Here is a 12,367-nt window from a genome sequence, read left to right on the forward strand (position 1 = left end):
TGATGCTGTGATTGATAAAAGAAATTTAAAACTATTTCTATTGAAAACTTTTTTATAGAATTGAGGTAGATTGAAAAGTTTAAAATAAAGTATAGCCTAATATCATAGATGCTTGCTGATAACTTGATGTATAATATACGTAATCTTTTTGAAGATTTCTTGCTGTTTGCATTCTGAATTCTACACTGTATCTGTCTTTAATTTTATAACCAATTCCAAATGCAAAATTATAGGCATTCGAAATATCTAATATCTCTCCACCCCGAAATAATTCAGAATTTAAAGAAAAATCTATGACATAAGCCCCATTTAAGAATAGCTTTGAATTTTCATTTAAAAACATATAGTATCTTATTCCTATAGGAAGCTCAATTGATTTATAGTCAATACTTGTTTTAAAATTATATACTTCCTTTTGACTTTTGAAATATTGATAAGTTGGCTCCAGAATTAATGACCATTTATTTTTATTAAAACCAAAAATAATTTCGGATTCAATACCAAAACCTAACGTTTGATTATTTCCATAATCTATATTGCCGGTAGTAGATCCAAAATTGCTTAATTTAAAGCTGGAGAAGTTAAATCGAGGTCTTAAAGTTAAATTAAATAAATCTTTTTTTTCTTTAGGTTGCATGATTTTAAAATCTTTATTCCTACACTGATTGTATTTTATGAATAGCTTTTTCAATTCTTTTTCGTCATATTCTAAATACTTAAAGTCTTTTTCAGTGATTTTTTCGCACTTTAATTTAAGTAATAGTTGTTGTCTGTACTCGTTGTTTTCATTAAATTCTCCGGTATTAAATTTATAGAGTTTAAAAATTAGCTGTTCTATTTTAGAATCATTTATAGTATAAAAAAATCTAACAATATCGGGGCTATTATAACGGTACAAACTTGCTTCCCCTTCGATTAAAACTTTTAAAAAAAGTTCTTCTTCTTCTAAAATAGCACTACGGACTTCACTTAATTCATTAATCTTGTTGCTTGACCTATCAATGCCAACATATGACCTAACATATTTGGAAAAGTTATCAATACTAAACTCTTTGACTGTTTGAATAGTTGCTTTCTTAACTTGGTCGATCTCTGATAATCTATATTCAAATTCGCTAGGAGAATTCATCCAATCTAGATTTTTTATTTGGCAAATAACTTTCTCGCCATTTGTAGTAATAAAATACCCTTTTTCGAAAGTTATTTGTGAATAGCTGATTGAGTAAATTAGTAAAAATAAGATTAATAGGTACTGTTTTTTCATACAATTGGGGTAGGTTAATGATTTAAAAGCTTTTCGTTAAAATTAAGGATTGTTATAAACGTAATGTTACTGCAAAAATTATTGAGAAAATACTGAGTCAAAAATATAGAATTTAATTTGACAATTTTAAAAATTTTATTGTTGTGTAATTTATTTGCAAATAATAGGGGGGTGCTTGTACCAATTACTTATAATTTGTTTTGAAATTGTAGCAAAAAAAAAGTGATAAAACTAAGTTTTACCACTTTTATATAATTTATGTATCGGTATGATTTACACTGCTGCTTTCACAATAGCTAAGAAATCATCTGCTTTTAACGCAGCACCACCAATAAGACCACCATCTACATCTGGTTTAGAGAAAATTTCTACAGCGTTCTCTGGCTTAACACTACCACCATAAAGGATAGAAACTTCGTCAGCAACTTCAGCTCCAAAAACTTTACGAACTGTTTCTCTAATGAATTCATGCATCTCTTGTGCTTGTTCAGGAGATGCAGTTTCACCTGTACCAATAGCCCAAACTGGCTCATAAGCCAATACAATCTTAGACCAAGCTGACTTTTCGATTTGAAATAAACCATCACGCAATTGGTTTTCAACAATATTAAAATGTTGTTTGTCTTGACGGTCTTTCAACTCTTCACCAAAACAGAAAATCACAGTCATGTTATGCTTTAATGCTGTATTTACTTTTTCAGCAATCAATGCGTCAGACTCATTAAAGATAGCTCTACGTTCAGAATGACCTAATATTACTGTGTTTACACCAACGCTTGTAAGCATGTCTGCTGTAATTTCTCCTGTAAATGCACCGCCTTCAGCTTGGTGTATGTTTTGAGCGGATACTGTAATTCCTTTACCTTCTAACTGCGTTACTGCCGCAGCTAAGTTTACAAATGTAGGAGCAACAATTACTTCAGCAGTTGTGTCTGCAGGTAATTTTGCAACCAATTCAGTTAATAACTCAGCAGTTTGCGCTGCATTTTTATGCATTTTCCAGTTTCCAGCTACAATTTTCTTTCTCATTTTTTTCTGATTTGTTAGATTTTTAATTTTTATTTTAGTTCAGTAATTGTTTTGTCAATTTTGTCAAAATCAGTTTCAATTGCGCGATATAGTGCAATTTTCCCTGTTTTGTCAATAATTATATATCTAGGTATCCAATCTACATCGACTGCATTTGCAAACTTTCCTTTCATTTGGTCATTGGCCATATAGTGCGCTCCTTTTAACTCGTGCTTTTCAATTCCGTTTTGCCAAGCTGTATCCGACTTATCCATCGAAATGAAGACATAATTTACATCTGGGTGGTTTGCTTGTAGTTCTTTTAATTTTGGCATTGCTCCAATGCAATCACCACACCACGACGCCCATATTTCAATAACAGTCGTCTTACCTTGATTTTCTTTTAATATAGATTCGAACGAAACTTGATTACCATCACGTGTCATTAAAGTCTCATTAAGTGCTTCCTCGTTAAAACTGGTCTTTTCTTCATTTGCTTTAGAACAAGCCATAAAAACGAATAATAAGATGAAAAGTGAAGTTGCTTTTTTCATTTCTTTAATTTTTGCTAAGTTAATTAAAGTAAAAAGATTGCCCTATTAAAAGCAATCTAAATACCATTTTTTATATTTTTTTTATTGTTAAATCAATAAATTTCTGCTGATCTGTTTATGAAAACGTAATAGTTTGTTTTTCTTTTGAATTTTTATCAGCGTATATTTATGTTGAATTTGAAATCTATAATTTCAGATCTGCAATATCATTATAGTGTACTTTTTGAGTAATTGTACCCTTATTCATTATCAAGATACTTGGGTTGGCTCTTTCAATTGTTTTGAGCGTAATAGCATCACAAAAATAAAAGTCAAAATCAAATGCATATTGCTTTTGAATTGTCTCAATTTGCTCCGGAGTAGAAGCGGTCATTCCGATCACTTTGTATCCTTTTGCCTTTGCAGCAATTGTTAACGTCTTTAAGTCGTTTAAACCTTCGATAGAAGCATTTGGTAAATCATAGGCGACATAAATAATTAATTTTGGTTCAAATAAAAATTCTTCCTTGTAGTCAGAACCATCTTTAGACATTGTAAAATCATGTATCGGCGGAATATATCCTTCTGTAATAACTTTATCTTTTCGATCTACGAAAGTGGCACTTTCGGGAATGTTCATTAAATCTTTATCTGTAAATTCTGTATCCACTCCGTTTACATTATAAATGAACACCATCTCAACAACAGATTTTGGTGCGTCTGCAGGTATTTCCATCCCTTTTTGAATGTTAGTTCCTACCTGGTACGGTCTAAAATCAATAATAGGTAAATGATTCAGTACGTAATATCCTAGAAATGCTGAAGCAATAAAACTTACTATGGCAATAAATGTTTGTGTCTTTGAACCAAATAGTGGTTGCACTAATCGGCGGTTAAATGTCAAAATTAAGATGAAGACCAAAAGAATAATATCCTTTGTAAAAGATTCCCATGGGGTTAAATGTAATGCATCACCGAAACAACCACAATCTTTTACAACATCAAAGTAGGCGGAGTAAAAAGTAAGAAAGGAGAATTTGATTATCATTATGAGCAGTATCCAAATGGTCCATTTTGATTTGTAACCAATTAATAAAAACACTCCTAAAACCACTTCTAAAATCACAATAAACAAAGCGAGAGCCAATGCATAGGGAACAAAAAACGGCATATTAAAAACAGGCTCGCTAAAGTATTCTGCTAACTTATAAGAGAAACCAAGCGGATCATTAAGTTTTATTAATCCTGAAATGATAAATAAAATTCCAACAAATATTCTAGAAAATTGTGTAAGTATATTTTTCATATATTTTTCAACTTATTTTTTAAATCCCATTAAAATTAATGCAAATACGGAGTAGTTCAGCATATCCTGATAATTAGCATCGATGCCTTCGGATACTAATGTTTTACCTTTGTTATCCTCAATTTGCTTTACGCGCAACAATTTTTGCAAAATTAAATCAGTTAATGAGCTCACACGCATATCGCGCCAAGCTTCTCCATAATCATGATTTTTAGCTTCCATCAACTCCTTTGTTAATTTCGCTTTTGCATCATATAATTCAGTAGCTTTTTCAGGGTCAAGATCGGGTTGGTCTACAACTCCAAGTTCCAGTTGTATCAAAGCCATGATCGAATAATTGATGATTCCAATGAATTCGCCTGTCTCGTCTTCGTCAACTTTGCGCACATCATTTTCTTGTAAACTGCGTATGCGTTGTGCTTTGATGAATATTTGGTCGGTTAGTGATGGCAATCTTAAAATGCGCCATGCGCTTCCGTAATCTTTCATTTTATTATTGAACAAGTCACGGCAAACTGCCATAACCAAATCGTATTCCTGAGAAGTATTCTTCATTATTGATGTATATTTGTCACAAAAATAACTTTTTTTTTGGATTGAGGCGAATATCACAGACACAACTCATAGTGAGATATATGCCATTATTGCAACAATATTTAAAAGAGCAACAATCAGAACGGTCACTAAATTTAATGCTAAACATCTCTACTTTGAAATTATTTAGATTCTATTTTTATATACTTATACTTCAATCAGTTTCTGTTTTTTCACAAACGTTACTTCCTTTTGTCGAAAACTTTAATAAGTCCGATTATCAAGGTGATAACCAAATTTGGAATATAGCACAAGGGAATGATAATGCGATGTATTTTGCCAATAATCACTACTTGCTTCGATACGACGGTATAAAATGGCAGAAATATGAGTTACCAAACAAAACCATAATTCGTTCCGTTTTTGTAGATGAGGATAAAGTTTATTCTGGCTCTTACAAGGAATTTGGTTACTGGAAAAGAGAGCATGGCAAGATGGTTTACGTTTCTATATCTCAGGGCAAAAACATTTTTAACGATAGTGATAATGGTGAGATTTGGAAGATTTTCAAATTCAATGACAAAATCTACTTTCAGTCCTTCAACGAAGTATTTATTTACCATGAAAAAAAGATAAAAAAAATTAAAATTGGACCTTTAATATCTTACTTTTTCGAAATAGACAATGAGCTGTTAGTTGCCACAGTGAGTGAAGGAGTTCAAAAGTTAATAGGGGAGAAATTAGTATCTATAGAAGGCTGGGATGCACTTAAGAATAACGTTGTACACGCAATAGAAAAGTATAACGGGATCACCTATTTCTTTACTAAAAAAAACGGTGTGTATATTAGCAAAAATGGATCATTATCGCCATGGCAGAATCCGCTCAATGACGTTTTAAAAAAGGCAAATATTAATGCAGCTAAATTTCTCAAAAACAATAAACTTGTAATAGGAACGGCAAATCAAGGACTTTTTATTCTGGATTTTAAGACAAACTCATCTATAAATATAAATCGTGATAATGTTTTAATGAACAATAGCCTTCTAACAATTACTGAAGATAAGGAGAATAATTTATGGTTAGGACTAGATAACGGTATAGCATATATCGAAGTAAATTCACCCAATCTCATTTTTTACGACAATTCAGGAACTTTGGGATCTGTTTACTCAGTGGTTAAAACAGATCGCGGCTACTTGTTGGCTTCAAATCATGGAGTTTATAAATATGAAAATAAAGAATTTTCGCTGGTGCCAAATTCGCAAGGACAGGCGTGGAGTATTAATAAAGTGGGTAATAAATATTTAATAGGGCAGGACGAAGGAACATTTCTATACCAGGACGGAAACTACTCAAAATACAACAACATCAATGGGGGATGGACATTAGAGAAAAGCAATGTTGATAATTCGTACCTGCAAGGAACTTATAGCGGCGTTTATGTATATAAAGATTTAAGTAATTCAGCTCAAGCGACGCTATTAAAAGACTTCTTAAAACCCATAAAATACGTAGCGCAAAACAAACGTCAAGAGATTTGGGCAGCTGATAATTATAAGGGGTTGTACCGCATTACTTACAATGATCAATTTCAAACTACGATCGAAAACATCACGCAGAAAAATGGGATTAAGAATGACTTTGCTGTAAAGATTTTTGAATTCCGAAATGAGATTTTATTTCTTATTAATCACCAATGGTATACTTACAATGCTGTTGCAAAGAAGTTGGTTAAAAATGAACTATTCAATGTCAATTTTTCTCAAGTGACTGATGTTGTAAAAATTGATGAAAATCATTTTATGATCTTGCAAGACGGACTTTTGTACCAAGTGTATGCTAGCGCCGATACTACATTTGTACGAAGTCTTATTCAAGATAAATATTACAAAGGAAAAATCATCAATGATAATTTAAATATTTATAAAGATGGAGAAAATTATCTATTGAATTTGGATGACGGTTTTATTTCGTTAAAGTTAAATAATAATCACATAACCGTTCCCAATCTGAAAATTGAAGCTTTTGCCAATAATGAATTAGTTAATCCTGATGAAACAATACCTTTTAACACTGAAATTAGTATACATATCATTTCGGGATTTTATGGATCTTCAAAACCAAATCTCTTTTACAAATTAGAGGATTCAAAAAATCCTATTCCTATAAATGAAGGCAAAGTAACCTTAAATAATTTAAAGAGCGGATCGAGTAGTTTTATTGTATACAGTCATGATGGGCTAAAGTATAATAAAGTGACCAGTTTCAGCTTTACTGTAGCTACTCCTTGGTATTTTTCTGTATGGATGATTCTTGTTTATATCGCACTTATTGGTTTAATCTTATACATCTATTATAAATGGAATAAACTGCGCTATATTCAAAAACTGGCTTTAAAAGAAGAAGATTTAAAGCATCAGAAAAAGATATTGGAGTTGGAATTGAAAGCACAAAATGATTTAAACACGCAACAATATGAAAAACACATATTAGAACTAGAGGTGCAATCAAAATCATCACAAGTTGCTGGAAAATCACTGTCAATTGCTAAGCAAAGTGAAATGATCGAGAAAGTGCAAGGGATATTAGATAAAGAAACCGACATCAATAAGCTAAAGTCGGAGGTTAAAAAGGCTATAAAAATTAACGCAGTCAATAAGCACGAATGGGAAACATTTGAAACCAACTTAAGTCAAATTCATAATGAATTTATGACCACTTTATCCAAAAAATTTCCGGTATTAACTTCCAAAGATATCAAACTTTGTATTTACTTAAAGATGAATTTATCATCAAAAGAAATTGCACCGCTTATGAACATTTCATATCGGGGTGTGGAACTTCACCGCTACAGATTGCGTAAAAAGCTGCAACTTCAGCAGGATGTTAATTTATCTCAATTTCTATTATCCTTATAATAATACACTTTTTTTACGGATACTATATTTTTGAAGTGGTTTCATTACAGTATTCTGACACATCATTACTACATCAACGGTGATAAATAGATTAATTTAAATTTTTTTAATCAACTGTAAGTCAGTATTTTGATTAATAAATAGTTCTTTTTGATGTAGTAATGTAGTACTCCTAAACTAACTGCTATAACGTTGTAATTATCTAATTTGGCACCACTAACTATTTAAATTATTTATTCATGAGAAATATTATTTTGGGCTTAATAGCACTTGTTTTTCTTCCGGCATATATGTCTGGTCAAGAAATTAAAGGTAAGATACTAGATAAAGAAGGTTTGGGCGTACCGGGTGCAATAGTTGCTGCTGCCTCTTCAAATTCTAGTACAGATACCGATATTGATGGTAACTTTTCGATTAAGGCAAATGTCGGAGAAATGATCAAAATATCAATGATTGGTTTTAAAACGGTTTCTCTAAAAGCGACTGCAAGTTTTATGACTGTTACACTAAGTGAATCCAAAGACACACAATTGGACGAAGTTGTAATTATTGGTTATGGTAGCCGAAAAAAGGTTGATAATACCACATCGATAACTTCTCTTAAAGCAGAAGAGGTATCTCAAAGGAAAGTTTTGAATGCTTCTCAAGCGATTCAAGGTAAAGCTGCGGGTGTACAAGTTATTTCTTCTGATGTACCAGGGAGTTCACCATCTGTGGTTATTAGAGGTTTAGGAACTGCAATCGGTGGTAGGTCACCGCTTTACGTTGTAGACGGTATGCCAACTGAGAATATCAATAATATCAATACAAATGACATCACCTCTTATGAGATATTAAAAGATGCATCTGCATTGGCTATTTATGGTACTAGAGCAGCAAATGGTGTTATAATAATTACTACAAAACAAGGAAAAGGCGATAAAGTAACCGTTGAAGTCGAAAGCTTTACAGGTTTCAGAAATCCTCTTAAAAAGGTACAAATGGCTGATAGCAATGCTTATGCGCGCTACACAAATGCAGCTTTAGGTACTGCAACTTTCTCAGAAAATCAGCCAGTAAATACAGATTGGTTGGACGCAGTTACAAGAACAGGTACTTATTCTCAAAATAACGTATCGCTATCTGGATCAAGTGAAAATATAAAATATTTTTTTAGTGCTGGAAATTACGAAGAAAAGGCAGTATTAGATGGTTTAAACTATAGTCGTTTTACTTTCAGAAATAATAATGAATACAGAATTTCAGATAAATTAAAGATAACTCAAAATTTAAGCTTTACATCTGCTAATTCTGCTCCTAAGCCGCTAGATGCTTTTACAAGTGCTTACAAGCAATCACCAATTGTACCTGTTCGTTTTTCCAATGGGTCATATGGAGTTTCGTTTGTAGGATCTGATGGAACCGCAGGAACAGCTGGATCTTCATTTAATAATGTTGGTAATCCTGTTGCACAACTTGATTATACAGATGAAGAGCAACGTAGTATCACACTTCAAGGAGGTTTAAAACTGGATTATGATATTTCAAGTTCATTAAAGTTTACATCGCAATTTAACGGTGAATATTACTCTTGGAAGAAATACAATTATGAGGCTACGCAAGAAATTTTCAATACTTATAATAATCCAGGAAATTTAAGTACAATTGTCTATCCAGCAGATAAAAATATTAATTCATTAGAACGAGGACGTGATCAATATTTCAACTGGAATTTATCTAACTACTTCACTTATAATAAACTTTTTGGAGATATTCATGATGTAGAAGTTACTGCGGGTATGGAAACATCTGTCAGAGGTGGTAGAGAACGAATGACCGTTATCAGAAGAGATGTAAATGCCAATTCAAATTACTGGTCTTTAACAGATGTTGATTACGCGGGTACCGTTACAAGCTATAAAGATGATATTTTAAACGAAACTAAATTAGCTTCTTATTTTGGACGTTTTCAATACAAATTATTAGACCGATACTTATTCACAGGTACTGTGAGACGCGACGGATCTTCTAATTTTGCTAAAGATTACCGTTGGGGAACTTTCCCTGCTTTTGGTTTGGGTTGGGTAATTTCCAAAGAGAATTTCATGGCAGATGTAAAAACTATTAATTTGTTAAAACTTAGAGGAGGTTGGGGTAAACTAGGTAATCAAACTGTACCATTAAATAACCAATCTTACACATCAGGTTTAAGTTACTACCTAGGTGGTTCAATCTTAAATGAAGGAACTACAATCAATTCACTTATAGATCCTAGTTTGACATGGGAAGTGACCGAAGAAACTACTATTGGACTTGATTTTGAATTATTTGATAGTAAATTAAAGGGATCATTTGATGTTTATGATAAAGCAACTACCAATGTTATTTTATATACAAAACCTTATTTGACTTCAGGAATTACTGATCCAACGCCGGCTGAAGTTGGAGAAATATCTAATAAAGGTTATGAGATAGCTTTACGTTGGGATGATAAGATTAGCGATAATTTGTCTTACTGGGTAGGAGGTAACTTTTCTAATAATACAAATAAATTGGCAAGTCTTCAAAATTCGAATATTAGTCCAATAAGAGGAGGGAATTTGGGAAATGGTCAGTTTACAAAACAACTTGATAACAGTTCTGTAGGACAAGCATTAGGTAGTTTTTATGTGTACGAATACGCAGGAATTGACGCAGCTAACGGGAATATGTTGTATTACAATGCGGCTGGAGAGAAGGTAGTGCAATCTGAATTAAAAGAAGCGACAGATAAAAAATATGTTGGTTCTATTTTGCCTAAATCTAACTACGGTGTAACTCTTGGAGTTAATTACAAAAATTTCGATTTTTCTGTAGATGGTTATGGTACTGCTGGAGCAAAAGTCTACAATGGTAAAAAAGCACAACGCTTTAGTGGTGAAAATGTAGAGGCATCTTTGACAACAGATTTCTGGACAGCAACTAATACTACAGCATCAAACCCAGCTCCTTTTAACCAAGTACCGGTTGCTTCTACCTATTACGTAGAATCAGGAGACTTTTTTAGAGTGAACAATATAACACTTGGTTACAAATTACCACTTAAAGAAGGATTTATCAACTATTGCCGCTTGTACGTAAATGCAATCAATCCATTTATCACGCAAAAATTCTCTGGATTCTCACCTGAATTAAATGGAGATAGTGATCCTTATGGAACTCAAGGAATAGAGCTAAATGCTTATCCTACATTAAGATCAATCGTAATTGGTGCTAATTTAAAATTTTAATATTATGAAAAAAGTATATATCTCACTGTTTGCATTATCCACACTATTTATGGCTAGTTGTTCTAGTGATTACCTTGATGTTGATGCAACAGAATCAATCAAAACGGAAGACATCGAATTATTTAATAGTAATGAAGGTGCTGCTACATTTACCACAGCAATTTATAATAAATTTTTAAGCTTCGATATGTCTGCATTCTCTTGGGTAGGATTGACAAGTATCGCCTCTGACGACGCTGATAAAGGATCATCTCCTGGTGATACAGGTTCTGATAAAGATGTTTTGGATGCCCTTACATTTAATTCATCGTCTCCATCTGTTGCTGAAATTTTTACTGCAAATTATGCTGGAATTAATAGATGCAATCAAGCAATTGATATCATCCCGCAATTGGATAAGGCAGATGCAACTGTGCGTGCCAGATTAGTTGGGGAAGCAAAATTCTTAAGAGCTTTCATGTATTTTACATTAGTTAAAACATATGGTGGTGTACCAATAATTGATCACCTACCAATTCAATCTTCGGAAGATGACAGAATTATGCAGTTGACTCGAAAAAGTAAAGAAGAGGTTTATGCATTTATAGAAAAAGACCTTCTTGAAGCGGCAGCAGTTTTACCTTTGAAATCTTCTTATTCTTCTACAGAAGTAGGAAGAGCTTCTCAAGGAGCGGCTTATGCTTTGTTGGCTAAAATAAATTTATATCAAAAAAATTGGCAAAAGGTAGTTGACAATTGCAACCTAGTTACGGGTTATAGTCTGGTATCAGATTATGCTTCTATGTTTAAATTGGCAGGAGAAAATGATGCAGAATCAATTTTTGAAATTCAAGGAACTGGAAGTATTCCCGCAAAAGGAATTGCAGGGTATTCAAATGTCCAAGGTGCTCGTGGCGCTGGAGGATGGGGATGGGGTTTTAACACACCTTCTCAAAGTTTATTAAATGCTTACGAAGCAAATGATGTTCGAAAAAATGCTACAATTATCTTTGCAGGTACAACTTTATACGATGGTAGAGTAGTGCCAACTACGGTTGAAAATCCAAGATACAATTACAAAGCTTATTCTTCGTCTTACACTGATGGCTGGGAGACAGATGCTAATATTAAATACCTACGTTTTGCAGAAGTAATCTTAATGAAAGCAGAAGCATTAAATGAATTAGGGCAAACAGCAGATGCAGTTCCGTTGTTGAACCAAATTAGAACTAGAGCGGGATTAGCAAATACCACAGCAGTATCTCAAACTGATTTGAGAGCAGCAATATGGAAAGAGAGAAGAGTCGAAATGGCCTTTGAGCACGACCGCTATTTCGACCTTGTTCGTACAGGTCAAGCAGCTGCAGCTTTTACTATTCACGGTAAAACATTTGTAACTGGTAAGCATGAAGTTTTCCCTATTCCACAAGTATTCCTTGAACAAACGGGTGGACTATCAACACAAAATCCTGGATACTAATTTCTATTAGATCCTTTATAAATATAGTTGCAGTTAAAAAGTTATAAAGACTGCAACTTACTACTTCTTGCTAATAAATCATATTTAGAATAAT

8 protein-coding genes are annotated in these 12,367 nt (G+C 32.8%); 3 read left to right on the forward strand and 5 right to left on the reverse strand.

Annotation, left to right across the window (positions count from 1 at the left end; translation table 11 throughout):
- Positions 1 to 79 precede the first annotated feature (79 nt).
- The 5 genes from LXH21_RS14155 to LXH21_RS14175 form a co-directional block, all read right to left on the reverse strand.
- Positions 80 to 1,264 carry a PorT family protein gene (locus tag LXH21_RS14155; RefSeq protein WP_239867212.1) on the reverse strand — a complete coding sequence of 395 codons (1,185 nt, stop codon included), beginning with the start codon at positions 1,262 to 1,264 and terminating at the stop codon, positions 80 to 82.
- Between the two features lie 273 nt (positions 1,265 to 1,537).
- Positions 1,538 to 2,293 carry a triose-phosphate isomerase gene (gene tpiA / locus LXH21_RS14160; RefSeq protein ID WP_239867215.1) on the reverse strand — a complete coding sequence of 252 codons (756 nt, stop codon included), beginning with the start codon at positions 2,291 to 2,293 and terminating at the stop codon, positions 1,538 to 1,540.
- Positions 2,294 to 2,322: 29 nt separating this feature from the next.
- Entirely contained in the window at positions 2,323 to 2,826 is a 504-nt protein-coding gene (locus LXH21_RS14165) for a TlpA family protein disulfide reductase (RefSeq protein WP_239867218.1), read from the reverse strand.
- A gap of 184 nt (positions 2,827 to 3,010) precedes the next feature.
- Positions 3,011 to 4,111 carry a BT_3928 family protein gene (locus tag LXH21_RS14170; RefSeq protein WP_239867221.1) on the reverse strand — a complete coding sequence of 367 codons (1,101 nt, stop codon included), beginning with the start codon at positions 4,109 to 4,111 and terminating at the stop codon, positions 3,011 to 3,013.
- 12 nt (positions 4,112 to 4,123) lie between these two features.
- Complete coding sequence (locus LXH21_RS14175) at positions 4,124 to 4,666, reverse strand: DUF1599 domain-containing protein (protein WP_239867224.1); 543 nt, start codon at positions 4,664 to 4,666, stop codon at positions 4,124 to 4,126.
- A gap of 155 nt (positions 4,667 to 4,821) precedes the next feature.
- Between LXH21_RS14175 and LXH21_RS14180 the strand changes: the two genes are divergently transcribed.
- The 3 genes from LXH21_RS14180 (at position 4,822) to LXH21_RS14190 (ending at position 12,273) form a co-directional block, all read left to right on the forward strand.
- Positions 4,822 to 7,566 (forward strand): helix-turn-helix and ligand-binding sensor domain-containing protein, encoded by a 2,745-nt coding sequence (locus LXH21_RS14180; protein WP_317208810.1) that lies wholly within the window; start codon positions 4,822 to 4,824, stop codon positions 7,564 to 7,566.
- Between the two features lie 239 nt (positions 7,567 to 7,805).
- Entirely contained in the window at positions 7,806 to 10,814 is a 3,009-nt protein-coding gene (locus LXH21_RS14185) for a SusC/RagA family TonB-linked outer membrane protein (RefSeq protein ID WP_239867227.1), read from the forward strand.
- Positions 10,815 to 10,818: 4 nt separating this feature from the next.
- Positions 10,819 to 12,273: a RagB/SusD family nutrient uptake outer membrane protein gene (locus LXH21_RS14190; RefSeq protein WP_239867230.1), complete on the forward strand. Its 1,455-nt coding sequence runs from the start codon at positions 10,819 to 10,821 to the stop codon at positions 12,271 to 12,273.
- Positions 12,274 to 12,367 lie beyond the last annotated feature (94 nt).

Source organism: Flavobacterium algicola (assembly GCF_022399565.1).
Lineage (GTDB): Bacteria > Bacteroidota > Bacteroidia > Flavobacteriales > Flavobacteriaceae > Flavobacterium > Flavobacterium algicola.

What these genes read in the sequence shown, in the direction of transcription:
- LXH21_RS14155 (WP_239867212.1), bottom strand. Translation starts at nt 1,264, where the DNA reads ATGAAAAAACAGTACCTATTAATCTTATTTTTACTAATTTACTCAATC.
- tpiA (WP_239867215.1), bottom strand. Translation starts at nt 2,293, where the DNA reads ATGAGAAAGAAAATTGTAGCTGGAAACTGGAAAATGCATAAAAATGCA.
- LXH21_RS14165 (WP_239867218.1), bottom strand. Translation starts at nt 2,826, where the DNA reads ATGAAAAAAGCAACTTCACTTTTCATCTTATTATTCGTTTTTATGGCT.
- LXH21_RS14170 (WP_239867221.1), bottom strand. Translation starts at nt 4,111, where the DNA reads ATGAAAAATATACTTACACAATTTTCTAGAATATTTGTTGGAATTTTA.
- LXH21_RS14175 (WP_239867224.1), bottom strand. Translation starts at nt 4,666, where the DNA reads ATGAAGAATACTTCTCAGGAATACGATTTGGTTATGGCAGTTTGCCGT.
- LXH21_RS14185 (WP_239867227.1), top strand. Translation starts at nt 7,806, where the DNA reads ATGAGAAATATTATTTTGGGCTTAATAGCACTTGTTTTTCTTCCGGCA.
- LXH21_RS14190 (WP_239867230.1), top strand. Translation starts at nt 10,819, where the DNA reads ATGAAAAAAGTATATATCTCACTGTTTGCATTATCCACACTATTTATG.